Origin of the sequence: Xanthomonas sp. WHRI 8393, from assembly GCF_040203315.1 — a bacterium.
Lineage (GTDB): Bacteria > Pseudomonadota > Gammaproteobacteria > Xanthomonadales > Xanthomonadaceae > Xanthomonas > Xanthomonas arboricola.
Window position 1 is genome coordinate 667661 of record NZ_JBEGGL010000002.1, and the last position, 25731, is coordinate 693391.

Here is a 25731-nt window from a genome sequence, read left to right on the forward strand (position 1 = left end):
CATGTCCAAGTTCTTCCGTCGTCGCAAGTTCTGCAAGTTCACCGCCGAGGGCGTGAAAGAGATCGATTACAAGGATCTCAACACGCTGCGTCAGTACCTCACCGAGAACGGCAAGATCGTGCCGAGCCGCGTGACCGGTACCAAGTCCAAGTACCAGCGTCAGCTGGCCACGGCCGTCAAGCGCTCGCGTTTCCTGGCGCTGATCCCGTACACGGACAATCACGACGTTTAATCCGAGTCGTTGATGTGAGTTCCTCACAAGAGCCCGCACGGTTGTATGTGAGTCCCTCACAAGAGCCCGCACATCCATGTGCGGGTTATTAAAAATATAGAGGCCGGTCATTCGAGATGCGGTGTTGATCGTGCTCTTGCGATTCCCAAATCCCGATTCCCGAATCCCGTCTTTTCGGACAGCAAACGTTGCGTCGGCCAAAGTGCCGGCGCTAACGAATAACGGAGCACCACCATGGATCTGATTCTTCTGCAGAAAGTGACCAACCTCGGCGGCCTGGGCGACAAGGTCAGCGTCAAGCCGGGTTACGGCCGCAACTTCCTCGTGCCGCAGGGCAAGGCCGTTCCGGCCACCGCTGCCAACGTCGAAGCATTTGAAGCCAAGCGTGCCGATTACGAAGCCAAGGCCAACACCATCCTGGCCGATGCACAGAGCCGCGCCGGCAAGTTCGAAGGCGCCAGCGTCACCATCGGCGCGCATGCGTCGACCGAAGGCAAGCTGTACGGCTCGGTCGGCCCGCGCGACATCGCCGAGGCGTTCACCGCCGCCGGCCTGCCGCTGGAAAAGAGCGAAGTGATCCTGGGCGAAGGCGCATTCCGCAATGTCGGCGAGTACGACGTTGTGCTGCACCTGCACGCCGATGTGGAAACCTCGGTCAAGGTCATCGTCGAATCCGACGCCTGATCCACGCTGTACGCTATACCCGAAGGGCGCCTGGTTAGGCGCCCTTCGTCTTTCTGCGGCCACGCCAGCGATGCCAGGCCCGCTATACTCATGCTCCATTGCCGGTTCCACGGCCCATAGATCTTGTGGATCAAGGGCTTAGGGGCGGCTTCACAGGAAAAAGCGCCTGCCGGCCCCGCCCGTGCGGTGCCCGGAACCTTCAGTCCCATGCGCCTGTCCACGATCAAACTGTCCGGTTTCAAGTCGTTCGTCGACCCGACCACGTTGCACCTGCCCACCAACATGACCGGCATCGTCGGTCCCAATGGCTGCGGCAAGTCCAACATCATCGACGCGGTGCGCTGGGTGATGGGCGAAAGTTCGGCCAGCCGCCTGCGTGGCGACTCGCTGACCGACGTGATCTTCTCCGGCTCCTCGGCGCGCAAGCCGGTGTCGCAGGCGACGGTGGAGCTGATCTTCGACAATTCCGATCACACCATCAGCGGCGAGTTCGCCTCGTTCAACGAGATCTCGGTCAAGCGCCTGGTCAGCCGCGACGGCAACAGCGCCTACTATCTCAACGGCACCAAGTGCCGGCGCCGCGACATCACCGACCTGTTCCTGGGCACCGGCCTGGGGCCGCGCAGCTACTCGATCATCGAGCAGGGCATGATCAGCCAGATCATCGAGGCGCGCCCGGAAGACCTGCGCGTGTACCTGGAAGAAGCCGCCGGCATTTCCAAGTACAAGGAGCGCCGCAAAGAAACCGAAACGCGCATCCGGCATACCCGCGAGAACCTCGATCGCCTGGGCGACCTGCGCGAAGAGATCACCAAGCAGCTGGCGCATCTGCAGCGCCAGGCGCGCCAGGCCGAGCAGTATCAGGCCTTGCAGGAAGAGCGCCGGATCAAGGACGCCGAGTGGAAGGCGCTGGAGTACCGCGGCCTGGATGGCCGGCTGCAGGGCCTGCGCGAAAAACTGAATCAGGAAGAGACCCGGCTGCAGCAATTGATCGCCGAACAGCGCGATGCCGAGGCGCGGATCGAAACCGGGCGCGCGCGTCGCGAGGAAGCCGCCGAAGCGGTGGCCAAGGCGCAGGCCGATGTCTATCAGGTCGGTGGTGCGCTGGCGCGCATCGAGCAGCAGATCCAGCATCAGCGCGAACTCTCGCATCGCCTGCACAAGGCGCGCGACGAGGCGCAGAGCCAGTTGCAGGAGCTGACCCAGCACATCAGCGGCGATTCGGCCAGGCTGGCGGTGTTGCGCGAGGCGGTGGACGCTGCCGAACCGCAACTGGAACAGCTGCGCGAAGACCACGAATTCCGCCAGGAGTCGCTACGCGAGGCCGAAGCGCGTCTGGCCGACTGGCAGCAGCGCTGGGAAACCCATAATCGCGACACCGGCGAAGCCTCGCGTGCCGGCGAAGTGGAGCGCACGCGCGTCGATTATCTCGATCGCCAGTCGCTGGAGGCCGAGCGCCGCCGCGAAGCGCTGGTCAACGAGCGCGCCGGGCTGGACCTGGATGCGCTGGCCGAGGCGTTCGAGCAGATCGAGCTGCGCCACGAAACCCAGAAGACCTCGCTGGACGGGCTGACCGAGCAGGTCGAAGCGCGCAAGCACGCGCTCGGCGGGCTACAGGAACAACAGCGCGCCAGCCAGGGCGAACTGGCCGACGTGCGCAAGCAGGCGCAGGCTGCGCGTGGCCGGCTGTCGTCGCTGGAAACCCTGCAGCAGGCCGCACTCGGCCAGGAGCAGGGCGCCGCAGTGGCGTGGCTGAAGTCACGCGGGCTGGATTCTGCCGCACGTGTCGGCGAGCGCATCACGGTCGAAAGCGGCTGGGAAAACGCGGTGGAAGGCGCGTTGGGGCAGTTGATCGAAGGCGTGCTGGTGGATGCGCCGGAACAACTGGTCGATGCGCTGGGCGAATTGGGCGAGGGCCGCATCGCGCTGGTGTCCGGTGCCAGCGACAACGCGAGCTTCGCGCCGACCTCGCTGGCGGCCAAGGTGCAGGGGCCGATCGCGATCCGTCGCCTGCTCGCGCGCCTGCACGCGGCCGAGGATCTGGACGCCGCGCGCACGCTGCAGCGCAGCCTGCCCGAAGGCGATTCGGTCATCACCCGCAGCGGCGAGCGACTGGGCGAGGGCTGGGTGCGGGTGTCGCGCTCCGGTGCCGCCAAGCAGGGCGCCTTGCTGCGCGAGCGCGAGATCCAGGAGCTGCGTGCGCAGATCGAAATGCTGCAGGAGCGCGAGGCCGAACTCGAGCAGCGCCTGGGTAGCTTCCGCGAGCAACTGCTGGCGGCCGAGCAGCAACGCGAAGATGCGCAGCGCCAGTTGTACATGGCGCACCGCAGCGTGTCCGAGCTGGCCGGCCAGCTGCAGAGCCAGCAGGGCAAGGTCGATGCCGCGCGCACGCGCATCGAACGCATCGAAAACGAATTGTCGCAGCTGCTGGAAACGCTGGACACCAGCCGCGAGCAGGCACGCGAGGCACGCGCCAAGCTCGAAGACGCGGTGACCCTGATGGGCGACCTGCAAGGCACGCGCGAAGCGCTGGAGAACGAACGCCGTCAGCTCACCGATGCGCGCGATCAGGCCCGCGATGCCGCACGTGGCGTGCGCGATGCGATGCATGCATTGGCGCTGACGCTGGAATCGCAACGCACCCAGATCACCTCCCTGAGCCAGACGCTGGAGCGCATGGACAGCCAGCGCGGCCAGCTCGATACGCGTCTGGAGGACCTGGTCGCCCAGCTCAGCGACGGCGACTCGCCGGTGGAAACGCTGGAGCACGAGCACCAGGCCGCGTTGAGCGAGCGTGTACGCACCGAGCGTGTGCTGAGCGAAGCGCGCACCATGCTCGAGAGCATCGATGGCGAGCTGCGCAGCTATGAGCAGACCCGCCAGCAGCGCGACGAACAGGCGCTGGCCCAGCGCGAGCGCATCTCGCAGCGCAAGCTCGATCAGCAGGCGCTGGTGCTCAGCGCAGAGCAACTGGAGGCCGCCGTGGTGAAAGCCGGCTTTGTGCTCGAAGACGTCGTCAATGGGTTGCCGGAAGCCGCGAACGTGGCCGAGTGGGAAGCGGCGGTCGGCCAGATCGACGGCCGCATGCGGCGGCTGGAACCGGTCAACCTGGCCGCGATCCAGGAGTACGGCGAAGCGGCGCAGCGTTCGGAATATCTGGACGCGCAGAATCTGGATCTCAACACCGCACTGGAGACGCTGGAAGAGGCGATCCGCAAGATCGACCGCGAAACCCGCGGCCGCTTCAAGGACACCTTCGACCGGGTCAATTCCGGCGTCCAGGCGCTGTATCCGCGCCTGTTCGGCGGTGGCCACGCCTATCTGGAGCTCACCGGCGAAGATCTGCTCGATACCGGCGTGACCATCATGGCGCGCCCGCCGGGCAAGCGCGTGTCCAGCATCTCGCTGCTGTCCGGTGGCGAGAAGGCGATGACCGCGGTGGCGCTGGTGTTTGCGATCTTCCAGCTCAATCCCGCGCCGTTCTGCCTGCTCGACGAGGTGGACGCGCCGCTGGACGAAGCCAATGTCGGCCGCCTGGCCAATATGGTGCGGGAAATGAGCGAGAAGGTGCAGTTCCTGTTCGTCAGCCATAACAAGGCGACGATGGAAGCTGCGCGCCAGCTTTCCGGCGTGACCATGCGCGAGCCGGGTGTCAGTCGCCTGGTCAGCGTGGACCTGGAAGAGGCCGCACGTTTGGCGGGTGCGGCATGACGTGCCATGCTTGTCGGAATATCGACACCTGTCACTCTTATGCGGAGGCACGCTGAATGTCCGACATGGCCATGATCCGGATCGGGATCCTGATCGCTGGACTGCTGCTGGTCGCGGCCATCTTCCTGTTTGGTCGCCCGAAAAAATCGCCGCAAGGGCGCCGGGTCGACAAGGACGACGGGCAACCGCGCGAGCGCCGCGAGCCGGTGATCTCCAGCGAGCCTGGCGTGGAGGGCGACCCGTTCGAGCGCAATGAAGGCGCCGAGCAAAGCGAACTGAACCTGGACGATGCCGATGCGGCCGGCGGCAACGATGTCGGCAAGCGGCCCAACCAGGATTTCGACAAGATCGTCTCGCTGTTCGTGGCCGCCAAGGCCGGCCAGGTGCTGCGCGGCGAAGACGTGGTGGTCGCTGCGGAGAAGACCGGGCTGGTGTTCGGTCACATGAATGTCTTCCACCGTTTGGTGGAAGGGCATCCGGAGCGCGGGCCGATCTTCAGCATGGCCAGCATCCTCAAGCCCGGCAGCTTCGACATGGCCAACATCCGCGAGATGCAGACCCCGGCGATTGCGTTCTTCCTCACCTTGCCAGCGCCGATGACCGCACTGGATGCCTGGGAAAAAATGCTGCCGACCGTGCAGCGCATGGCCGAACTGCTCGACGGCGTGGTGCTGGACGACAGCCGCAATGCGCTGGGCCGCCAGCGCGTGGCGCATATCCGCGACGAACTGCGCGCCTACGATCGCCAGCACCAGGCACCGCCGCTGACCAAGTCGCCGCGCTGGTGAGTGCGTATTGCTTTTAAGTGCGCGCTGCTGGTGATGCGCGTCAGTGGTGATGTGCGTCAGTGGTGATTGCGCACCGCTCGTGATCGAGCGTCGCTGAGCCAGTGATTGCGAGCCATTGACCGTGAGCCATCCCGACCGCGAGTCATCCATACGCAGTCTGAGTCGCGACCTGCCGCAGGACGCGTTCTAGCGTGAGGTGAATGATGTGGAGCTTGCAGGGCGCGCTGGCGATGCTGATGTTGCTGGCGGTGTGGGCCATCCTGGCCGCACCGCTGCTATGGCTGGCGTCGCGCATTGCGCTGCGTTTGCGCAAAGGCGCGTCGACAAGTCCAGGTCGCGCGCAATGGAGCTCGATCGGGTTTGCTGTTGCGGTGACGCTGCTGGTTGCGCCAGTGCCAACGCCTATCGTCACTGTCTTCCTGCCGCATGCGATCGCGCTGTTGGATGCAAGCTACTACGCACGTATCTTTCAGGGCCCGCCGATGATGCGCCAGCTCCTGGTGTGGATTGCGGTGTCGATGGCGCTGACGTTTGCGCTCAGCTACGTGTGGATCCGGCGTGTGCTGCGTCCGAATGCTGCCGCGCCTCTTTCAACTCCCGCGCGATAGGAAATCAACGCCCCTCGCCGGCGAGAGAGGGGTGAGGGTACGGAGGCGAAGCAGTGGAGCAGTCGGTGATTCAGGTCTGACGGCGCGTGGCGACGCGTTTGTCATTACAGGTGATGGCAGATCTCCGAGGCGCACCCTCATCCGCCGCTTCGGGGCACCTTCTCCCGAGGGGAGAAGGGATGGCCATTCTGTGCTTGGCGATCAGCGCTTGGCCTTGGTAAACGCCTCGCGAAAGCGCAGCATCTCCGCCTCGGTGCCGACGCTCACGCGCACGCGCTTGGGCCAGATCGGCCAGCTGCGGCCGACGATGACGCCCTGTTTCTGCATCGAATCGGCGAACACGCCAGCGTCGCGCTTGACGTCGAGCAGGAGGCAATTGGCCTGCGTGGGCAGGCAGGTGTAGCCCTTGCTCTTGAGCCAGGCGATGGTGTCGTCGCGCACGCGGGCGTTCTCCGCGCGGCGGGTCTGCACCAGCTGCGGGTCGCGCAGGCTGGCGATGCCGGCGGCCATTGCCGGTACCGACAACGGGTTGCTGCCCAGGCTGGCGAGCTTGGTCTGCAGCCCCGGCGGCGCCAGCGCGGCGCCCAGGCGCAGGCCAGCCATGCCGTAGAGCTTGGAGAAGCTGCGCAGCACGATCAGGTCCTGGCGCTGGCGCACCAGGTCCGCCATGGACGGCTCGTTGCTGTAGTGGATATACGCCTCGTCGACCACCAGCACTGCGCTAGCCGGCTTGTTGGCCAGCAGCCACTCGATGTCGGCGCGCGGGGTGATGGCGCCGCTGGCGTTGCCGGGGTTGCACAGGTAGATCAGGCCGGCGGACGGGTCGGCCTTGGCCATCGCCTTGACGTCGTGCGCGCCATCGGCCCGCAGCGGCACCTTGCGTACCGGCACGCCGCGGGCGGTGGCGCTGTCGATGATCGGGTCGAAGCTCGGGTCGGCCACCACCAGCCCGGCACGTGCCGAGGTGAACAGGCTGCCGGCACGCAGCAGTGCGTCCCTGGAGCCGGGAAAGAACGCCAGATGATCGCCGGGCAGTTGCAGCTCGCCGGTCATCAGGTTGCGCAGGTCCTGCTCCATCTCGAACTGATAGCGGCCCGCACGTGCCAGCGAGCGCGTTGCCGCGTCCAGTGCGGCGGGCGAGGGGCCGAGCGGATGCTCGTTGAGATTGAGAAACACCGCGCCCGCTGCCGGCGCCACACCGGGCTTGGCCGGCGCAGCGGCACGCTTGCGGGCTGCCTCGGCCGCGGGTGCCAGTCCCAGTGCGGAGATCGCCACGCCAACGCTGGCAAGGCTGAGAAACGAACGGCGCGAAACGGGCAACGGCACGGTGAGCTCCAGGCGAGCAGGCAAAGAGGGCGCCACGCTAGCGGGTTTGTGCCTGTCTGCCTATCGGGAAATCGCTGCCGGGCTCGCTGTCGCGCGGTTTGGTCGGCGGTCGGGCAGCACTTGCACACCGGCACGGCCCGTTAGAATGGGCGGCCCAGAGCCAGCCCAGCGATCGTATGACTGTCAGCCCGGATCCCGCTCAGCGCATCGACGCCCTGCGTCATCGTATCGAGGACGCCAACTACCGCTATCACGTGCTCGACGAGCCGCAGATGGCCGACGTCGACTACGACCGCCTGATGCGTGAACTTGAGGCTCTGGAGGCGGCGCACCCGGAGCTGGCCAGCGCCGATTCGCCGACCCAGCGCGTCGGCCACCTGGCCGCGTCGCGCTTTGCCGAAGTGCGCCATGCCCTGCCGATGCTGTCGTTGGGCAATGCCTTCAGCGACGAGGAAGTGACCGAGTTCGTACGGCGGATCAGCGAGCGGCTGGAGGTGAAGCAGCCGCTGTTCTCGGCCGAGCCCAAGCTCGATGGCCTGGCGATCAGCCTGCGCTACGAAAACGGCGAGTTCGTGCAGGGCGCAACGCGGGGCGACGGCGCCACCGGTGAGGATGTCAGCGCCAATCTGCGCACCGTCAAGGCGATTCCGCTGCGCCTGCGTGGTGAAGGCTGGCCGCAGGTACTGGAGGTGCGCGGCGAGGTGTACATGCCGCGCGCCGCCTTCGAGACCTACAACGCGCAGATGCGCCTGCAGGGCGGCAAGGTGCTGGCCAATCCGCGCAATGGCGCTGCAGGCTCGCTGCGTCAGTTGGATGCGCGCATCACGGCGCAGCGCCCGCTGAGTTTCTTTGCGTATGGCGTGGGCGAAGTGAGTGAAGGTGCGTTGCCGCAGACGCATTCGGCGATCCTGGCGCAGTTGCGCGCATGGGGTTTCCCGGTCAGCGCCCTGGTCGAGGTGGTGCAGGGTAGCGACGGCCTGTTGGCGTACTACCAACGCATCGGTGAGGCGCGCGACGGCTTGCCCTTCGATATCGACGGCGTGGTCTACAAACTCGACGATCTGGCCGGGCAGCGCGAGATGGGCTTTGTCTCGCGCGCGCCGCGCTGGGCGATCGCGCACAAGTTCCCGGCGCAGGAGCAGTCCACCACGGTGGAGGCGATCGAGATCCAGATTGGCCGTACCGGTGCGGCCACGCCGGTGGCGCGGCTCAAGCCGGTGCATGTGGCCGGGGTCATCGTCACCAACGCCACGCTGCACAACGCCGACCAGATCGCGCGGCTGGATGTGCGCGTGGGCGATACGGTGATCGTGCGGCGTGCCGGCGATGTGATTCCCGAAGTGGCCGGCGTGGTTGCCGAGCAACGGCCGCCCGGCACCCAGCCATGGCAGATGCCCACGCACTGCCCGGTCTGCGGGTCGGAGATCGTGCGCGAGGAAGGCGAGGCGGTGTGGCGCTGCTCCGGCGAGCTGACCTGCTCGGCGCAGCGCAAGGAAGCGTTCCGGCATTTCGTCTCGCGCCGCGCGATGGATGTCGATGGCCTGGGCGAAAAATTCATCGAGGTGCTGGTCGACAGCGGCGTGGTGCAGGGCGTGGCCGATCTGTATCTGCTCAACGTGGACCAGCTGCTGCAATTGCGCATGATCAGCACCGCCGAAAGCCCGCACGCATTCCTGCGCGAGGCGCGCGAGCACCTGGCCAGCGGTGCGTACGGCCAGCTGGAGAACACCGTGGTCGGCATCGGTGTGGACCTGGCCGGCGAGCGCGAGGCGCCGCACACCTGGCAGGCCGATCTGTTGCGCGCCGGGCTGCCGGCGTTCGACTGGAACCGCAAAAAGATCGCCACCAAGTGGGCGGAAAACCTGATCGAGGCGATCGAGCAATCGCGCGATACCACGCTGGAGCGTTTCCTGTTTGCGCTCGGCATCGAGCATGTCGGCGAGAGCACCGCCAAGGCCTTGTCGGCGTGGTTCGGTGATCTGGAGCTGATCCGCCATCTGCCGTGGCCGCTGTTCAAGCGCGTGCCCGACATCGGTGGCGAGGTGGCGCGCTCGCTCGGGCACTCCTTCGACCAGCCCGGCAATCAGCAGGCCATCGACGACCTGCTGCAGCGTGGCGTGCGCATCGGCGATGCGCATCCGCCATCACCTAAACTGCGCGAGGCGCTGAGCTTTGCCAGCGTGCTGCAGGACATGGATATCCCCAAGGTGACGCCGGTGCGTGCGCAGCAGCTGGCTGCCGCGGTGGCCTCCTTCGATGCGCTGCGCAGCGCCGGGTCCGATGCCTTGTTACAGGCCGGCGTTCCCGCGCCGGTGGTGGCGTCGCTGCTGCAATGGCTGGAGCGGCCGGAAAATGCGGCCTTGGCAAGCGCTGCGCAGCAGGCGATGGAAACGGTGCTGTCGCGTCTGCCCGACGCCGACGCGCTGCAAACCGGCCCGCTCGACGGCCAGACCGTGGTGATCACCGGGACCCTGGCCGCGCTCACCCGCGATGCGGCCAAGCAACGGCTGGAAGCGCTGGGCGCCAAGGTCGCCGGCAGCGTCTCCAAGAAAACCGCGTTTCTGGTGGCCGGCGAAGAAGCCGGGTCAAAGCTGGACAAGGCGCAGTCGCTGGGCGTGGAGATCTGGGACGAGGTGCGCTTGCTGGCCTTCCTCGACGAGCACGGCCAGCAACCATGAGCGCGATGCAGGTCGATCTGGACGCGTTGCGGTTGCGCGCGCGGCTCAACGCGCTGATCCGCGCTTTCTTCGCCGAGCGCGACGTGCTGGAAGTGGAGACGCCGGTGCTGTCGGAGGCTGGCAACACCGAGCCGAATATCGACAGTTTCAGCACGCGCTTCAGCGGCCATGTCGATGCCGGCGCGCCGGTGCGCTGGTTGCGCACCTCGCCGGAATATCCGCTCAAGCGGCTGCTGGCGGCCGGGGTGGGCGATTGCTACGAGCTGGGTCGGGTGTTCCGCAATGGCGAGGCCGGCGGCCGCCACAATCCCGAGTTCAGCATGCTCGAGTGGTACCGGTTGGGTTGGGACGATCGCGCCCTGGCGCAGGAGACCGTTGAGTTGGTGCGCCGCGCGCTTGCGCTGGTCGGGCGCCAGGCGCAGGTGCAGGTGCTGAGCTATCGCGCGCTGTTCGTGCAGGCGCTGGGCATCGACCCGTTGCACGATCCGATCGAAACGCTGCGCGCACCGCTACACGACATCGCCATCGATCCGGATGGCCTGACCCGCGACGACTGGCTGGATCTGCTGATGACCCATCGCCTCCAGCCGGGCTTTGCCAGCGACACGCTGACCGTGGTGCACGACTGGCCTGCCAGCCAGTGCGCGTTGGCGCGCATCCGCCCCGACGAGCCGCCGGTGGCCGAGCGCTTCGAGCTGTATCTGGGCGCCTACGAGGTCGCAAACGGGTACCACGAGCTCAACGATGCGCAGGAGCAGCGGGCGCGTTTCATGCGCGATAACGCGGTGCGTGCGGCGCGCGGATTGCCGCAGCTGCCGGTGGATGAGCGGCTGCTGGCGGTGTTGTCGCAACTGCCCGATTGTGCGGGGGTGGCGGTCGGTGTGGACCGGCTGTTGATGGCCATGCGCGGCACCACGCAGATTGCCGATGTGCTGGCCTTCGCCTTCGCCCGCGCCTGACCCACGGCGGTACCCAGTGTCTGCGCGGCACCGGGCGCGCGCCGGTTGCCATCCCGCTGTCATCGCCACCGTATTGCTATCTTCACATCGATGATGCTCTCATCGTGGCGTCCACGGGGGCGCGGCGCAGAGTGTGTTTGGGTGAGGATTGTCGGCATGAAGTGGCTGATCAGCTTATGCGGTTTGTGGTGCTTGCCGCTGCTGATGCTGGCCGATGCGCGTGCAGCGGATCGCGCCGCCGGCGTGGTGCGCTGCGAGTCCAAGGACATGGCGCGCGTGCATTGTGCGATGGATACCGAGCACGGCGTCCAGCTGGTACGCCAGCTGTCCGAGACCAGTTGCATCCGTGGCAGCGAGTGGGACATCGAACGCGGTGGCGTCTGGGTCGAACAGGGCTGCCGTGCAGAGTTTGCGACCGCACGGGCGCTGAGCGCTCCGCAGATGCGCCGCGTGGTGCGCTGCGATTCCAACGGCGGCAAGGTGGTATGCCCGGTGGTGCTGCGTGGTGCGCCTGTGCGCCTGCTGCGCCAGCGCTCGGTGTGGCCGTGCAAGGAAGGCCGCAGCTGGGGTGCGCGCCGTAACGAAATCTGGGTCTCGCGCGGCTGCGATGGCGAATTCGAGGTCGCTGCCGAGGACGGTTCCGGGTTCGTGGCCATGCCTCGCATGGTGACCTGCGAATCGAAGAAGGGCGCACGCCGCACCTGCGGGATCTCGGTGGAGCGCCAGGTGCGGGTAGGCCGGCAGATCTCCAAGAAGGAATGCGTGGAAGGCCAGACCTGGGGCTGGAGCCGCGACGGCGTGTGGGTCAACGACGGCTGCCGCGCCGAGTTCATCGTCGACTGAGACGCTCAAGCTTTCGGTTGTCCTGAGATGTGATTTAACGGGGTGCGGATGCGTCGCGTGTGGAGCGGGCGATCTGCGGCTTGGCCGCGGGGCCCTTGCCTGCCCACCATCGCGGGACACGCTGCAAGTACGTCCTTGTAGGCTCTTACGCGGCATCCATGCCGCGTAAGGTCCCGCGACGGTAGGCGGGCAAGGACCCGTCGGGATGGTCGGTGTGCATGGTGCAAGCTGGGCATGACGTGCGCTAGTTGGAGCACTGTGCGTCGGCCAGCTTCTCTTTGCCTTGCCATTGCAAGCCCGGCAACTGAAAGGCGTTCAACACGCCACCTGCCAACTTCTCATCCGCCTCGCGCAGGCTGCGCAACGGGCTTCCAAGAAGCGGCCGGCCAACGTTCTGGCGCGGTGCGGGCACCGCGCACTCGACCAGTTCGGTTTGCGGCATCGCCGGCGGGCCGAGCGATGCGGCCACTGACTGGGCTGCCCGGGCGCCTTACAATGTCCGGATGAACGACAGCGCCCATATCGATTACGCCCGCTACGACCATATCCGCCCGCTGCTGTGGACGGGCGATGCCCTGGAACTGCTCGACCAGCGCAAGCTGCCCTTCGTGGTCGAGCATGTGCGTTGCGACAGCAGCGACGCCGTGGCCGAGGCGATCCATTCGCTGGCCGTACGCGGCGCGCCGGCGATCGGCATTGCGGCCGGGTGGGGCGTGGTGCTGGCCGCGCGCGACGTCGCTGCCGACGACGGCAGTGCGGCCCTGCAGAAGCTCGAACCGGCGCTGTTGCGGCTCAATGCCGCGCGTCCGACCGCGGTCAACCTGGCCTGGGCGCTGATGCGCATGCGTCGCGTGCTGGGCGCTGCCGGCGCCGACTGGCGCGAGGTGATCGCGCGCGAGGCGCAGGCCATCGCCGACGAAGACCTGGCGGCCAACCGGCATATGGGCGCGCTGGGTGCATCGTTGATCGAGACCGGCAGCGGCGTGTTGACCCATTGCAATACCGGTTCGCTGGCCACCGCCGGTTTCGGCACCGCGCTGGGCGTGATCCGTGCCGGCATGGCGCAGCAGCGCATCGCCAAGGTGTTTGCCGGCGAGACCCGGCCGTGGTTGCAGGGCGCGCGCCTGACCGTGTGGGAGCTGCAGCAGGATGGCATCGACGCGACCCTGATCGCCGATTCGGCCGCCGCGCATCTGATGAAGTCCGGGCTGGTGCAGTGGGTCATCGTCGGCGCCGACCGCATCTGCGCCAACGGCGATACCGCCAACAAGATCGGCACCTATCAGCTGGCGATCGCCGCGCGCCACCACGGCGTCAAGTTCATGGTGGTGGCACCGTCGTCCACGGTGGACATGGACACCGCCAGCGGCGATCAGATCGAGATCGAGCAGCGCGATCCGGGCGAATTGTTCGGGGTCGGCGGCGTGCGCACGGTGGCCGATGGCATCAATGCCTGGAATCCGGTGTTCGATGTCACCCCCGGCAGCCTGATCGATGCGATCGTCACCGAACGCGGGGTGATCGCGCAGCCGGACCTGGCGCGCATGCAGGCGGCGTTCGGCGGCTGAGGCCAGTGCGGCGCACTATCGCCGCATCGTCCCGTCAAAATCCTGCAAGTGCTTGTTTCTGGCCGGTAAACCGGCGGCATCGTGGTGCCCCTTCGTGATACAATCCGGGGCTTGAATCGATCGGCGGGAGCGTGGGGTCGGCAGCCTGTTGTCAGGGCGCCCCCGACGCGGCTTTCCGGCTCGCCCGCCACCTCACTTACGGAACCCGAATGGCAGAAACCGCCAAGGAAATCATCCAGGTCAATCTGGAAGACGAGATGCGCAAGAGCTATCTCGATTACGCGATGAGCGTGATCGTGGGCCGCGCACTCCCCGATGCCCGTGATGGCCTCAAACCCGTGCACCGCCGCGTCCTGTACGCCATGCACGAGCTGGGCGCACACAGCAACAAGGCCTACTTCAAGTCGGCGCGTATCGTCGGCGACGTCATCGGTAAATACCACCCGCACGGCGACCAGTCGGTGTATGACACCCTGGTGCGCATGGCGCAGCCGTTCTCGCTGCGCTACATGATGGTGGACGGCCAGGGTAACTTCGGTTCGGTCGATGGCGACTCCGCCGCGGCGATGCGTTACACCGAGTCGCGCATGTCGCGGCTGGCGCATGAGCTGATGGCCGACATCGACAAGGAAACCGTCGATTTCCAACCCAATTACGACGAAAAGGAACAGGAACCGACGGTCATGCCGACCCGGTTCCCGAGCCTGCTGGTCAACGGCTCGGCCGGTATCGCGGTGGGCATGGCCACCAATATCCCGCCACATAATCTGACCGAGGCGATCAACGCCTGCATCGCCTTGATCGACACGCCGGAGCTGGATGTCGAAGGCCTGATGGAATACATCCCCGGCCCGGATTTCCCCACCGCCGGCATCATCAACGGCACCGCCGGCATCGCTGCCGGTTACCGCACCGGCCGTGGCCGCGTGCGCATGCGCGCCAAGGCCGATGTGGAAGTGGCCGACAACGGCCGCGAAGCGATCATCGTCACCGAGATTCCGTATCAGGTGAACAAGGCGCGGCTGATCGAGAAGATCGCCGAGCTGGTCAAGGAAAAGAAGCTCGAAGGCATCAGCGAGCTGCGCGACGAGTCCGACAAGGACGGCATGCGCGTCTACATCGAGGTCAAGCGCGGCGAGTCGGCCGAGGTTGTGCTCAACAACCTGTATCAGCAGACCCAGATGGAGTCGGTGTTCGGCATCAACATGGTGGCGCTGATCGACGGCCGCCCGCAGTTGATGAACCTCAAGCAGATGCTGCAGGCGTTCATCCGCCACCGCCGCGAAGTGGTCACCCGCCGCACTATCTTTGAACTGCGCAAGGCGCGTGCGCGTGCGCACGTGCTAGAAGGCCTGACCGTCGCGTTGGCCAACATCGACGAGATGATCGAGCTGATCAAGACCTCGGCCAACCCGCAGGAAGCGCGCGAGCGCATGCTGGCCAAGACCTGGGAACCGGGTCTGGTCGGCGCGCTGCTGGGCGCCGCCGGTGCCGAAGCCTCCAAGCCGGAAGATCTGGCGCCGGGCGTGGGCCTGGCCAACGGCTTCTATCAGCTCAGTGAAGTGCAGGCCTCGCAGATCCTGGAAATGCGCCTGCATCGCCTGACCGGGTTGGAGCAGGAAAAGCTGACCGACGAGTACAAGCAGTTGCTTGAGGTCATCCAGGGCCTGATCCGCATCCTGGAAAACCCCGACGTGCTGCTGCAGGTGATCCGCGACGAGCTGATCAATATCCGCGAGGAGTACGGCGACGAACGCCGCACCGAGATCCGTCACAGCGAAGAAGATCTGGACATCCTGGACCTGATTTCGCCGGAAGACGTGGTGGTGACGCTCTCGCATGCCGGCTATGCCAAGCGCCAGCCGGTCAGCGCGTATCGTGCGCAGCGCCGTGGTGGCCGCGGCCGGTCTGCGGCGGCGACCAAGGAAGAGGATTTCATTGACCAGCTGTGGCTGGTCAACACGCACGACACGCTGCTGACCTTCACCAGCAGCGGCAAGGTGTTCTGGCTGCCGGTGTACCAGTTGCCGGAGGCCGGCTCCAATGCGCGTGGCCGTCCGATCATCAACTGGATTCCGCTGGAACCCGGCGAGCGTGTGCAGGCGGTGCTGCCGGTGCGCGAATACGCCGACAACCGCTATGTGTTCTTTGCCACGCGCAACGGCACGGTCAAGAAGACCCCGCTGAGCGAATTCGCGTTCCGCCTGGCACGCGGCAAGATCGCGATCAACCTCGATGAGGGCGATGCGCTGGTCGGTGTGGCCTTGACCGATGGCGATCGCGACGTGTTGCTGTTCGCCTCCAACGGCAAGACCGTGCGCTTTGGCGAATCCACCGTGCGTTCGATGGGCCGGACCGCCACCGGCGTGCGCGGCATCCGTCTGACCAAGGGCGAAGAGGTGGTCAGCCTGATCGTGGCCGAGCGTGCCGGCGGCATCGAAGGCGATGTCGAGGACGAGGGTGTCGAAGACGTGGTGGAGAGCACGGACGGTGTCGAGGCAGAGGTGATCGACGTCGCCGAGAGCGACGACATGGCCTACATCCTTACCGCCACCGAGAACGGCTACGGCAAGCGCACCCCGCTGACCGAGTACCCGCGCAAGGGCCGCGGCACGCAGGGCGTGATCGGCATCCAGACCACCGAGCGCAACGGCAAGTTGGTGCGTGCGGTGCTGCTGGGCGCCACCGACGAAGTGCTGCTGATTTCCGATGGCGGTACGCTGGTGCGCACCCGCGGTTCGGAGATCTCGCGCGTGGGTCGCAATACCCAGGGCGTGACCTTGATCCGCTTGTCCAAGGGCGAAAAGCTGCAGGCGGTCGAACGCCTGGATGCCTCGCTGGATGAGGCCGAGGACGTGCTGGACGATGCAGCGGTTGCACCGGCAGCAAGTGCAGGCGACCTGCCACCGACCGAAGCGTGATCGCAGCAGGCGAGCAACGCAGCTGAAGAAAAACGCCGGCGCACAGCCGGCGTTTTTTATTGCACGCGGTGACATCTGCAACGCAGTGTTTTTCGACGGCGTTCGCAAAGAACGCGGTTTTTTCACCGCGGCGGGTCGAAGGTTGGGGGTGGTGCGGCGGCGTTGCGTCGCCGCAGATCGAAGAGGAACAACTGATGACGACATTGCATCGTCCTTCCCGTCGCGGCCACTGGGCGCTGGCGACGTTGGGAGGCGTGATTGGAGTGCTGGGCGCCGTGCTGCTGGCAGGCGGCGTGAGGCTGGCCGCGCTGGGCGGCTCCTGGTATTACGCGCCTGCGGGCGCGGCCTTGCTGATCGCCGGCGTATTGCTGTTTCGCGGTCGCAATGCGGGCGCGTGGTGGTTTGCCGCAGTGGTGGCGGCAACGTTGCCGTGGACGTGGTGGGAATCGGGCAGCGACTACTGGCGTTGGGTACCGCGGCTGGGCTTGATCGTCGGCTTGGCATTCGTGCTGGCGCTGCTGCTGCCGAAGCTGGAGCGCCCGGTGTCGCGTGCGGTGTCGCGCAGCGTGGCCGGCGTTCTGGCGGCGGTGTTCGTGGTGGCCTTCGCGCTCGCCTTCGTGCCGTTTGGGGTGACCGAGGCCGATGGCGCGCTGGCACACGCCGCCGGCATGGCCGCGGGCCTGGTCAAGCACAGCGCGTCTGCAGCGCCGGCCGCCGCCGACGCGCAGCCGGGCAATGCGCCTGCCGACGACGACTGGGCCGCGTATGGACGCAGCCAGGCCGGGCAGCGCTATTCGCCGTTGCAGCAGATCAACCGCGACAACGTTGCGCAATTGAAGCAGGCCTGGGTCTTCCACACCGGCGACCTGCCGAGCAAGCGCTGGGGTGCGGAAACCACGCCGCTGAAGGTGGGCGACAGCCTGTATCTGTGTACTGCGCGCAATCAGGTGATCGCGCTGGATGCCGCCAGTGGCAAGGAGCGTTGGCGTTACGATCCCAAGGTCAAGGACGAGGCGATTCCGTATACGGCCGCCTGCCGCGGTGTGTCGTACTACCAGGTGCCGGTGGCAGCCAACCACGCCGCCGCAGCAGTGGCAGCGGAGGGGGCGCCGCTGTGCCGCACGCGCATCATCGAAGGCACGCTGGATGGCCGCCTGATCGCGCTGGATGCGCGTAGCGGCAAGCCGTGCACGGATTTCGGCAACAACGGCCAGGTCGACATCACCGTCGGCATGGGGCAGACGCCGCCGGGCTATGTGTCGATCAATTCGCCGCCCGCCATCGTGCGCGGGGTGGTGGTCACCGGCCATCAGGTGCTGGACGGGCAGAAGCGTTACGAGCCGTCCGGTGTGATCGAAGGTTTCGATGCGGTGACCGGCCAATTGCGCTGGGCCTGGGACATGACCCATCCGGACTGGAACGGCGCACCGCCGCCGGGCCAGACCTGGACGCGTGGCACGCCGAACATGTGGACCACCGCCGCGGCCGACGAACAGCTGGGCTATGTGTATCTGCCGATGGGCAACTCCACCGCCGATTACTGGAGCAGCTCGCGCACGCCGCAGGAGAATCGCTATGCGACCTCGCTGGTGGCGCTGGATGTCACCACCGGCAAGCCGGTGTGGAATTTCCAGACCACGCATATCGATGCGTGGGATTACGACCTGGGCTCGCAGCCGAGCCTGATCGACTTCCCCAAGAACGGCGTCAACGTGCCGGCAGTGTTGTTGCCGAGCAAGCAGGGCGAGTTGTACGTGCTGGATCGGCGTACCGGCAAGCCGCTGGTGGGCGTGGAAGAACGCGCAGTGCCAGGCGGTGGCGTGGAGCCGCAGATGCGTGCCAAGACGCAGCCGTTTTCGCTGTACCACACGCTGCGCAAGCCGGATCTGACCGAGCGCGACATGTGGGGGATGACGCCGATCGATCAGCTGGTCTGCCGCATCCAGTTCCGCAAGGCCAGCTACAAGGGCATCTACACGCCGCCGGAAGCCGACCGCCATTCGATCGAATACCCCGGCTACAACGGTGGTTCGGACTGGGGCAGTGTGTCGGTGGATCCGCAGCGCGGCGTGATCGTGGCCAACTACAACGACATGCCCAACTACAACCTGCTGGTGCCGCGCGCCAAGGCCGACAAACTGGGCTGGGCACCGCGCGATGAAGCGCGCGGCGATGCCGGTGGCGCGGAAGGTGCAGGCGATCCGCAGGCCGGTACGCCGTATGCGATCAACGTCAATGCCGGCTGGCGCCTGCCGTTCACCAAGCTGCTGTGCAAGCAGCCGCCGTATGGCGGCATCCGTGCGATCGATCTGGCCAGCGGCAAGACCCTTTGGGACCGCCCGTTCGGCAGCGCACGCGGCAATGGTCCGTTCGGCATCCGCTCTGGTCTGCCGATCGAGATCGGCACGCCCAACAACGGCGGTTCGGTGGTGACGGCCAGTGGCTTGATCTTCATTGCCGCAGCCACCGACGACCTGATCCGCGCCATCGATCTGGCCACCGGCAAGGAACTGTGGCACGCCAAGCTGCCGGCCGGCGGCCAGGCCAACCCGATGGTCTACGCCTACAACGGCCGCGAGTATCTGGTGATCATGGCCGGCGGCCACCACTTCATGGAAACGCCCGCAGGCGATGCCGTGGTGGCCTACGCGCTGCCGCAGCAGGCACCATGACGCAGGCAGGGACCAAGCCCGCCAACCAAGGCAAGCCGGCCATTCCCGAGGCCTGAAACGAAAAAGCGCACCGCAAGCGGTGCGCTTTTTTTATGGGCAATCGCATCACAGCACTCGCTGCATCGGGAAGCGGTCAAACAGCATGCATCTACCTGTTGACCCAACAGAACCCCGCACCCACGCTCTTACGATTCCCGATTCCCGATTCCCGATTCCCGATTCCCGATTCCCGATTCCCGATTCCCGACTCACCCAACATTAGCCGCAACCGCATCCTCCATCACCGCATCGCGCACATCCTGCGCCAGCGTCGCCTTGACGATGATCGAGCGGATGGCATCGGTGGCATCCGACAGCGGCACATCGCTGCTCAGGCGCTGGAAGGTGTCGCGGCTGTTGTAGCCGGACCCGTCCTTCAGATAGTGGTCGTACATCGACAGCAGGTCCTGGCAGGCGGTGATCAGCGCCGCGACGTTGCCGCGCAACAGGGCATAGCCGATCTGGTCGAAGCTGTGCAGGCAATCGGCCAGCCAGTGCAGGTCGTAACGGGCGGTGGCCGGTTCCGGCGCAGTGTGGCCGCGGCTGTAGGCGCTGTAGCGGCGCAGGCTGCGTGCCACCCGTGCGACGTGCGCGAACAACGTGCCGATCTCGTTGGCGATATCCAGCCGCTGCACCATCACCATCGGAATCACCTGGCTGTCGGCAGCCGGCGCCTGTTCGGCGGCCGTCTGTTCCTGCTGCTCCAGCGATTGCTTGAGGACGGTGTAGCTGCGCTGCAGCGATTCCAGCTCCAGCACGCTGGCGGCCGCACGCGCCTTCGCCTGCGAGAGCGCGGCCTGGTAGCGCGCAAGGCTGTCCTGGGTGCTGGCGAGCTGGCCGGATTCGGCGCGCAGCTGCCGGCCACGCACGAACGCCAGCACGGTGGCAATCAGCGCCCAGAGCGCGAATGCAGGCACCAGGTAGATCAAGATGCCCATGGAGAGTCCTCGAAACGTTGCATACCTTGTCGGCCTGCACGCGGCGGACTTGAGGGCAATCGCCGAGAATGTGATGGGCAACGATGTCCTCGCTTGCAACCCGACGCCGGAAGCTGTCGCGCCCCCTGACCAAAGGCACGTGGCGGGCGGTATCCCGGCATGCTCGAATCAGCGCACCCGCCAGCCCGGAGCCTTGCATGCGCAGATGGATCGATCGCTGGCCGCCAACGCTGCGGCGCGTCCGCTCAGCCGGACTGATCTGGGTCGTGATGTGTGCCACCGTGCAGGCCGCGCCGGCCATGCCGTCATCGGCACCCGTGCAGGTGGATTACAGCGAGGCCACGGACCTGTTCAACCTGCTGGATAACCTGTCGGACTGGTTGCCGGGCTATACGGCGCCCGTCTATCGCAGCTATTTCGAAACCCATGGCGGGCTGGACCCGGCCGATCGTGCAGCACTTGTGGCCTACGCAGATTTCCGTCGGCGCACCTCGGGGCTGGCAAAGGACGACGATCTGGAGATGCTCGACCGCGTGTTTGCGCCAGATACCACCCGTGAGGTGGATCCTTTCTCCCGGCATTTCCTCGGGAATGCGGGATTCGAGGCCTCAGCGGACGCCGCCATTACGGAGCAGTCGGCAGACGACCAGGCGATGTTGCGCGCGTATTTTGCCCGCTTCATTCCGCGCGCCAGGCACCTGGTCGCCGTTGCACCGCGTTTCGAGCAACAGGCGCGCGAGCTGGGCGAAGAACTGTCCAACCCCGCCGTCTCGCGGTTGGCAGCGCAGATGCGGGCGTTCTTTGCAGTGCCGGAGCCTGCGGTGTTCCAGGCAAGATTCGTCTGGTGGCCGGAGCCGGACACCACCCAGGCCAAGGTGCGCGGACGCACCATGCTGCTGTATTCGCAGCATGATGCGCGTACCGGCACGGCCTCGATGGACTGGGCGCCGATCGTGTTGCATGAATTGAGTCACTACCTGTCTGCGGGGCAGCCATCGGCGCGCAAACGCATGCTCGCTGCCAACTTCGTGCGGCTGTGTCCGGGTGCGGCCACCTTGCGTAACCCGCTCAATGCGCTGGAAGAGCCGTTGGCGATCTACTGGGGACAGTATCGCTTCGAGCAGGCGGTGCGCGGGCGTTCGCTGCCGCCGTCGTCGCAGTGGTATATCCAGGCGGACGCCGATCGCGCGGCGAAGGCGATCGCAGCCGCCTATCCCGCAAGCGGGGCGGCACCGGTGCTCGATGACAGCGCATTGCTGGCCGCTGCTGCATCGGCCTGCAAGTAGACCGTAATGGAGCTGGAAGCCGCCGGAAGAACGCAGCGGATCGTCGTCGCCTGCTGCGGATGGTGCGCTCACAACCGGTGATCTCCGCGTGCTGCATGCCGACCGCGTGTGGCGTGCACGCGGTCGGCGAAACAGCCGGGGCCGAGAATCCTCAGCCGAGAATGCCCGGCAAATCCAGGCCTTTTTGCTTCGCGCAGTCGGTGGCGATGGCGTAGCCGGCATCGGCGTGGCGCATCACGCCGGTGGCCGGGTCGTTCCAGAGCACGCGCTCCAGGCGTCTGTCGGCTGCCTCGCTGCCGTCGCAGACGATGACCATGCCGGCGTGTTGCGAGAAGCCCATGCCGACGCCGCCGCCATGATGCAGCGACACCCAGGTCGCACCGGACGCGGTGTTGAGCAAGGCGTTGAGCAGCGGCCAGTCGGAGACCGCATCCGAGCCGTCGGCCATGGCCTCAGTCTCGCGGTTGGGCGAGGCGACGCTGCCCGAATCCAGATGATCGCGGCCGATCACCACCGGCGCCTTCAATTCACCGCTGCGCACCATCGCATTGAAGGCCAGGCCGAGCCGATGGCGGTCGCCCAGACCGACCCAGCAGATCCGCGCAGGCAGGCCCTGGAAGGCGATCTTTTCGGCAGCCATGTCCAGCCAGCGGTGTAGGTGCGCATCGTCGGGAATGAGCTCCTTGACCTTGGCATCGGTCTTGGCGATGTCGTCCGGATCGCCACTGAGCGCGACCCAGCGGAACGGGCCGATGCCACGGCAGAACAGCGGCCGGATATAGGCGGGCACGAAGCCGGGGAAGTCGAACGCGTTCTCGACGCCTGCTTCCAGCGCCATCTGGCGCAGGTTGTTGCCGTAATCCACGGTGGGCACGCCGAGTGCGTGGAAGGTGAGCATGGCGCGGATGTGGTTGGCCATCGAGTCGCGCGCGGCCGCTTCCACTTCTTTCGGTGCGCTCACGCGTTTCGCGTCCCATTCCTCCACCGTCCAGCCCTGCGGCAGGTAGCCGTTGATCGGGTCGTGCGCGGAGGTCTGGTCGGTCAGCAGGTCCGGCTTGACTCCACGTAGCAGCAGTTCGTCCAGCACGTCTGCGACATTGCCGAGCAGGCCGACCGACAGCGGCTTCTTCGCCGTGCACGACTCCTCGATCAGGCGCAGCGCTTCGTCCAGGTCGTCGGTCCAGGTGTCCAGGTAGCCGGTGCGCAGGCGCATGTCGATGCTGGAACGGCGGCATTCCACCGCCAGGCACGAGGCGCCGGCCATCACCGCGGCCAGCGGTTGCGCGCCGCCCATGCCGCCCAGGCCACCGGTGAACAGCCACTTGCCGGCCAGGCTGCCGCCGTAATGCTGGCGGCCCATCTCCACGAAGGTTTCGTAGGTGCCTTGCACGATGCCCTGCGCGCCGATGTAGATCCAGCTGCCGGCGGTCATCTGGCCGTACATCGCCAGACCCTTGCGATCGAGTTCGTTGAAATGCTCCCAGCTGGCCCAGCGCGGCACCAGGTTGGAGTTGGCGATCAGCACGCGCGGCGCATCGGCATGCGTGCGGAACACCCCGACCGGCTTGCCGGACTGCACCAGCAGGGTCTGGTCGTCGTCCAGGCGGGTCAGCGCGGCGACGATCGCATCGAAGGACTCCCAGTCGCGCGCGGCGCGGCCGATCCCGCCATAGACCACCAGTTCCTGCGGGCGCTCGGCCACGTCCGGGTCCAGGTTGTTCATCAGCATGCGCAGCGGCGCTTCGGTGAGCCAGCTTTTTGCGGTGAGCGTGGTGCCGGTGGCGGCGCGGATGACGCGGGTTGCATCGTGACGGGTCATGCCGGTTTCCTTGCAATCAACGGTGCGCCGCAGGCGGCGTGGTGGCGGAGGAGTGAGCGGTGGTATCGGCAAACTGCAGGCAGGCCAGCAGCACGTGACGCAGCACCGCGCGTAGTGCGACCGCATGCGCGGGGAGCCAGGGCGTGGGCCAGTTCTGCGGGGTGATGGTGTCCGGCTCGCGCATATAGCCGCGGCACGCCAGCTCCATCTGCAGCGTATGCACGCCATGCCCGGGCTGCGCATAGTGGCGTGTGATCCAGCCGCCCTTGAAGCGCCCGTTGCGCACGGTGCTCGAGCCGCTGCTGCGGCACAGCTGCTCCACGGCATCGGCCAGGGCCGGATCGCAACTGCGGTCGTCGTTGCTGCCGATGTTGAACTGCGGCAGCTCGCCATCGAACAGATGCGGAATATGCGAGCGGATCGAATGCGCGTCGTAGACCACGATGCTGGCGTGCTGCGTGCGCAGGCGCGCGATCTCGGCAGCGAGCGCAGCGTGATAGGGGTCGAACCACTGCGTGCGGCGCCAGGCGATCTGCGCTTGGTCGGGTTCGGCGCCGTCGGCATACAGCGGCTGGTTGTCGAAGGTGGTCAGCGGGCACAGGCCGGTGGTGTTCTGGCCCGGGTACAGGGACGCTCCGCTGGGATCGCGGTTGACGTCGATCACCGAGCGCGAGATCGCGGTGCGCACGGTGGTGGCGCCGAGCGATTGCGCGAAGTCGTACAGCTGATGCACCCACCAATCGGCATCGCGGCGTGCCAGCCAGGGCGAGACGAACTGGTCGACCATCTGCTCGGGCAGCTCGGTGCCGGTATGCGGAAAGCTGAGGATCAACGGCGCATCGCCGCGGTGGATCTCGAGCCAGGGCAGGGCGCTCATCGCGGTGCGCCTTGTGCTGGTGCGATCGTCATGACGCGACGATGTCGTGCCTGCATCCGGTCGGCACACGGCGCGCAAGCGCGCAGCATGGCCTGACGCGCAAGCAGTCCGCGCGCGCGTATCGGCCGCAGTGCATGGTCGTCGCGCAGATGCGCGCTCGGCAGTGACGCAAAACCTTGCGCGTGCGGACACCACGTTGTCGAGATCATTCCAGCGGCTGCGAGGTGGCGCGTCATGCGTGCTGCTCCACGCCTGGCAAGGCGATGGCAACCGCCTGCGCGAGCGCGCCTGAACGCACCAACGCACTGGCCGCTAGCATGTCGGGGTGGAAATAGCGGTCGTCCTGCAGGGTCGGTACCTGCGCGCGCAGCAGGGCACGTGCCGCTTCCAGCGCGGCGCTGGAGCGCAGCGGGGCATGGAAGTCGCAGCCTTGCACGGCCGCCAGCAATTCGATGCCGATCACGTGCGCGGCGTTCTCGGCCATCGCCAGCAGACGCCGCGCGCCATGCGCGGCCATCGACACATGATCTTCCTGATTGGCCGAGGTCGGAATCGAATCGACACTGGCCGGATACGCGCGTTGCTTGTTCTCCGACACCAGGGCCGCAGCGGTGACCTGCGGAATCATGAAGCCGGAATTCAGGCCCGGGCGCGGGGTGAGGAACGCCGGCAGGCCCGACAAGGCCGGGTCGACCAGCATCGCGGTGCGGCGTTCGCTGATCGAGCCGATTTCGCAGACCGCCATCGCCAGCATGTCGGCTGCGAAGGCCACCGGCTCGGCGTGGAAGTTGCCGCCGGACAACGCCTCGCCGGTATCGCTGAACACCAGCGGGTTATCCGAGACGCCATTGGCCTCGATCTCCAGCGTGCGTGCGGCCTGACGCATGATGTCCAGCGCCGCGCCCATCACCTGCGGCTGGCAGCGCAGGCAGTACGGATCCTGCACGCGCACATCGCCGAGCCGGTGCGATTCGCGGATGCTCGAATCGGCCATCAGCGCGCGCAGCGCGGCAGCGATGGCGATCTGCCCCGGTTGGCCGCGCAAGGCATGGATGCGCGCATCGAATGGCGTGTCCGAGCCCTTGGCCGCTTCCACCGACAGCGCGCCGGTGACCAGCGCGGCCTGCAACACGGTTTCGATCTCGAACAGGCCGGCCAAGGCGCAGGCGGTGGAGAACTGGGTGCCGTTGAGCAGCGCCAGGCCTTCCTTGGCGCCCAGCACGCGCGGCTGCAGCTGCGCCTGCGCCAGCGCGTCGGCGGCAGGCAGGCGTTGCCCGCCGACGAAGGCTTCGCCGACGCCGATCATCACCGCGGCCAGGTGCGACAGCGGTGCCAGATCGCCGGAGGCACCGACCGAGCCCTGGCACGGCACCACCGGCGTGATGCCCAGGCGCAGCATCGCGTCCAGCAATGCCAGCGTCTGCGGCTGTACCCCGGAAGCACCCTGGGCCAGGCTGGTGAGCTTGAGCGCCATCATCAGCCGCACCACCGGCACCGGCGTGGGCTCGCCGACGCCGGCGGCGTGCGAGAGCACGATATTGCGCTGCAGGGTCTGCAGGTCCTCGCGTTCGATGCGCACGCTGGCCAGCTTGCCGAAGCCGGTATTGACCCCATACACCGGCTCGCCGCGCGCCACGATGGCCTCCACCGTCTGCGCGCTGCGCAGCACCGCGGCCGCGCAGGCGTCGTCCAGCACGATGTCGGCGCCGCGATACAGCGCACGCCACTGCGCCAGCGTGACCTGGCCGGGCTGCAAGACAATAGAAGCACTCATGACGACTC

General features: G+C 66.6%; 18 protein-coding genes. 12 read left to right on the plus strand and 6 right to left on the minus strand.

From position 1 onward, the window contains the following. Window position 1: 1 nt before the first annotated feature. From rpsR to ABQ137_RS08995, 5 genes are all read left to right on the plus strand, one after another. Window positions 2–232 (plus strand): 30S ribosomal protein S18, encoded by a 231-nt coding sequence (gene rpsR / locus ABQ137_RS08975; RefSeq protein ID WP_005991243.1) that lies wholly within the window; start codon window positions 2–4, stop codon window positions 230–232. A gap of 234 nt (window positions 233–466) precedes the next feature. Further along, the gene (gene rplI / locus ABQ137_RS08980) at window positions 467–916 is read left to right on the plus strand and encodes a 50S ribosomal protein L9 (protein WP_016904199.1); all 450 of its coding nucleotides are present in this window, start codon (window positions 467–469) and stop codon (window positions 914–916) included. Between the two features lie 207 nt (window positions 917–1123). Beyond that, window positions 1124–4627 carry a chromosome segregation protein SMC gene (gene smc, locus ABQ137_RS08985; protein ID WP_184610727.1) on the plus strand — a complete coding sequence of 1168 codons (3504 nt, stop codon included), beginning with the start codon at window positions 1124–1126 and terminating at the stop codon, window positions 4625–4627. A gap of 56 nt (window positions 4628–4683) precedes the next feature. Continuing rightward, on the plus strand, window positions 4684–5415 hold the full coding sequence (gene zipA / locus ABQ137_RS08990) for a cell division protein ZipA (protein WP_102584325.1): 732 nt from the start codon (window positions 4684–4686) through the stop codon (window positions 5413–5415). A 203-nt stretch (window positions 5416–5618) separates the two neighbouring features. Continuing rightward, complete coding sequence (locus tag ABQ137_RS08995; protein WP_349782076.1) at window positions 5619–6023, plus strand: hypothetical protein; 405 nt, start codon at window positions 5619–5621, stop codon at window positions 6021–6023. 201 nt (window positions 6024–6224) lie between these two features. On the opposite strand, the gene ABQ137_RS09000 is transcribed toward ABQ137_RS08995, so the two are convergent. After that, window positions 6225–7349 carry a pyridoxal phosphate-dependent aminotransferase gene (locus tag ABQ137_RS09000; protein ID WP_184380091.1) on the minus strand — a complete coding sequence of 375 codons (1125 nt, stop codon included), beginning with the start codon at window positions 7347–7349 and terminating at the stop codon, window positions 6225–6227. Between the two features lie 176 nt (window positions 7350–7525). Here ABQ137_RS09000 and ligA point away from each other — a divergent pair, with 176 nt between their 5' ends. From ligA to ABQ137_RS09015, 3 genes are all read left to right on the plus strand, one after another. Beyond that, window positions 7526–10027 (plus strand): NAD-dependent DNA ligase LigA, encoded by a 2502-nt coding sequence (gene ligA, locus ABQ137_RS09005; protein ID WP_349782078.1) that lies wholly within the window; start codon window positions 7526–7528, stop codon window positions 10025–10027. Then, window positions 10024–10986, plus strand: coding sequence for an EF-P lysine aminoacylase EpmA (gene epmA, locus ABQ137_RS09010; protein WP_349782080.1), 963 nt, complete (start codon window positions 10024–10026; stop codon window positions 10984–10986). The genes ligA and epmA overlap by 4 nt, the downstream gene beginning before the upstream one ends. Before the next feature lie 156 nt (window positions 10987–11142). Then, window positions 11143–11829: a DUF3011 domain-containing protein gene (locus tag ABQ137_RS09015; RefSeq protein WP_024939845.1), complete on the plus strand. Its 687-nt coding sequence runs from the start codon at window positions 11143–11145 to the stop codon at window positions 11827–11829. Between the two features lie 244 nt (window positions 11830–12073). On the opposite strand, the gene ABQ137_RS09020 is transcribed toward ABQ137_RS09015, so the two are convergent. Further along, a complete protein-coding gene (locus tag ABQ137_RS09020; protein WP_184380097.1) occupies window positions 12074–12298 on the minus strand; it encodes a hypothetical protein in 225 nt (74 codons plus the stop codon). Window positions 12299–12332: 34 nt separating this feature from the next. Between ABQ137_RS09020 and mtnA the strand changes: the two genes are divergently transcribed. The 3 genes from mtnA (at window position 12333) to ABQ137_RS09035 (ending at window position 18990) form a co-directional block, all read left to right on the plus strand. Then, window positions 12333–13397: an S-methyl-5-thioribose-1-phosphate isomerase gene (gene mtnA / locus ABQ137_RS09025; RefSeq protein WP_184380099.1), complete on the plus strand. Its 1065-nt coding sequence runs from the start codon at window positions 12333–12335 to the stop codon at window positions 13395–13397. Between the two features lie 209 nt (window positions 13398–13606). Continuing rightward, on the plus strand, window positions 13607–16318 hold the full coding sequence (gene gyrA / locus ABQ137_RS09030) for a DNA gyrase subunit A (protein ID WP_349782082.1): 2712 nt from the start codon (window positions 13607–13609) through the stop codon (window positions 16316–16318). A 194-nt stretch (window positions 16319–16512) separates the two neighbouring features. Further along, a complete protein-coding gene (locus tag ABQ137_RS09035) occupies window positions 16513–18990 on the plus strand; it encodes a membrane-bound PQQ-dependent dehydrogenase, glucose/quinate/shikimate family (protein ID WP_349782085.1) in 2478 nt (825 codons plus the stop codon). 248 nt (window positions 18991–19238) lie between these two features. Here ABQ137_RS09035 and ABQ137_RS09040 read toward each other — a convergent pair whose 3' ends face one another. Then, complete coding sequence (locus ABQ137_RS09040; RefSeq protein ID WP_039514302.1) at window positions 19239–19967, minus strand: hypothetical protein; 729 nt, start codon at window positions 19965–19967, stop codon at window positions 19239–19241. Between the two features lie 197 nt (window positions 19968–20164). On the opposite strand from ABQ137_RS09040, the gene ABQ137_RS09045 reads away from it, so the two are divergent. Next, entirely contained in the window at window positions 20165–21253 is a 1089-nt protein-coding gene (locus ABQ137_RS09045; protein ID WP_349782087.1) for a hypothetical protein, read from the plus strand. A 151-nt stretch (window positions 21254–21404) separates the two neighbouring features. Here the strand turns inward: ABQ137_RS09045 and hutU are convergent, their stop codons facing one another. From hutU to hutH, 3 genes are all read right to left on the minus strand, one after another. Next, on the minus strand, window positions 21405–23072 hold the full coding sequence (gene hutU / locus ABQ137_RS09050; protein WP_349782089.1) for a urocanate hydratase: 1668 nt from the start codon (window positions 23070–23072) through the stop codon (window positions 21405–21407). A 16-nt stretch (window positions 23073–23088) separates the two neighbouring features. Then, window positions 23089–23949: an N-formylglutamate deformylase gene (gene hutG, locus ABQ137_RS09055; protein WP_349782091.1), complete on the minus strand. Its 861-nt coding sequence runs from the start codon at window positions 23947–23949 to the stop codon at window positions 23089–23091. A 232-nt stretch (window positions 23950–24181) separates the two neighbouring features. Beyond that, a complete protein-coding gene (hutH, locus tag ABQ137_RS09060) occupies window positions 24182–25723 on the minus strand; it encodes a histidine ammonia-lyase (RefSeq protein ID WP_349782093.1) in 1542 nt (513 codons plus the stop codon). Window positions 25724–25731 lie beyond the last annotated feature (8 nt).

Bases quoted from the DNA above. Each gene is read 5' to 3' on its own strand.
- hutU (WP_349782089.1), bottom strand. From the start codon at position 23,072: ATGACCCGTCACGATGCAACCCGCGTCATCCGCGCCGCCACCGGCACC.
- rpsR (WP_005991243.1), top strand. From the start codon at position 2: ATGTCCAAGTTCTTCCGTCGTCGCAAGTTCTGCAAGTTCACCGCCGAG.
- gyrA (WP_349782082.1), top strand. From the start codon at position 13,607: ATGGCAGAAACCGCCAAGGAAATCATCCAGGTCAATCTGGAAGACGAG.
- ABQ137_RS09040 (WP_039514302.1), bottom strand. From the start codon at position 19,967: ATGGGCATCTTGATCTACCTGGTGCCTGCATTCGCGCTCTGGGCGCTG.
- ABQ137_RS09035 (WP_349782085.1), top strand. From the start codon at position 16,513: ATGACGACATTGCATCGTCCTTCCCGTCGCGGCCACTGGGCGCTGGCG.
- hutG (WP_349782091.1), bottom strand. From the start codon at position 23,949: ATGAGCGCCCTGCCCTGGCTCGAGATCCACCGCGGCGATGCGCCGTTG.
- rplI (WP_016904199.1), top strand. From the start codon at position 467: ATGGATCTGATTCTTCTGCAGAAAGTGACCAACCTCGGCGGCCTGGGC.
- ligA (WP_349782078.1), top strand. From the start codon at position 7,526: ATGACTGTCAGCCCGGATCCCGCTCAGCGCATCGACGCCCTGCGTCAT.
- smc (WP_184610727.1), top strand. From the start codon at position 1,124: ATGCGCCTGTCCACGATCAAACTGTCCGGTTTCAAGTCGTTCGTCGAC.
- ABQ137_RS09045 (WP_349782087.1), top strand. From the start codon at position 20,165: ATGCGCAGATGGATCGATCGCTGGCCGCCAACGCTGCGGCGCGTCCGC.
- mtnA (WP_184380099.1), top strand. From the start codon at position 12,333: ATGAACGACAGCGCCCATATCGATTACGCCCGCTACGACCATATCCGC.
- zipA (WP_102584325.1), top strand. From the start codon at position 4,684: ATGTCCGACATGGCCATGATCCGGATCGGGATCCTGATCGCTGGACTG.
- ABQ137_RS09015 (WP_024939845.1), top strand. From the start codon at position 11,143: ATGAAGTGGCTGATCAGCTTATGCGGTTTGTGGTGCTTGCCGCTGCTG.
- hutH (WP_349782093.1), bottom strand. From the start codon at position 25,723: ATGAGTGCTTCTATTGTCTTGCAGCCCGGCCAGGTCACGCTGGCGCAG.
- ABQ137_RS08995 (WP_349782076.1), top strand. From the start codon at position 5,619: ATGTGGAGCTTGCAGGGCGCGCTGGCGATGCTGATGTTGCTGGCGGTG.
- epmA (WP_349782080.1), top strand. From the start codon at position 10,024: ATGAGCGCGATGCAGGTCGATCTGGACGCGTTGCGGTTGCGCGCGCGG.